A 431-nucleotide genomic window follows, 5' to 3' on the forward strand; every position below is an offset into this window, starting at 1 on the left:
GGCAATTTCAGCTTTCTCAATTGCCTCTCGTATGTCTTTTACACCTGAAAATACGGCGGAAACCGGCAGAAACTGGGCATTGAAACTCTGCGCCAAAATCCGCGCCAACGTCGTCTTGCCCACGCCCGGCGGCCCCCACAGCAACATAGAATGCGGCTTCCCGCCTTCCACCGCCACGCGCAAAGGTTTACCTTCGCCGATTAAGTGCTGCTGCCCGATGACATCGTCTAAAGAATGCGGGCGCAGGCGTTCGGCAAGCGGCGCATCAGGTTGGCGGGTAAAGAGGTCGGCCATGGCGGTTTCCGTGAAAGAGGGTTTTCAGACGACGTGGATTATAGCAGGTCATATGAAAGCGGATTAACGCTCTTTGGGCATAATATCAATATAGTTTTTATTCAAAATTTGCAGGAATTTCCCACTGATAACGATAC

The 431-nt window shown here is 51.7% G+C and carries 1 protein-coding gene; it reads right to left on the bottom strand.

Annotated features, from left to right (window positions below; genetic code table 11):
* A partial coding sequence (locus ACTHUR_RS21675; protein WP_440400881.1) for an AAA family ATPase occupies positions 1-294 on the bottom strand: 294 nt, incomplete at its 3' end.
* Positions 295-431: the final 137 nt, after the last annotated feature.

This window comes from Neisseria sp. P0021.S007 (genome assembly GCF_051956855.1).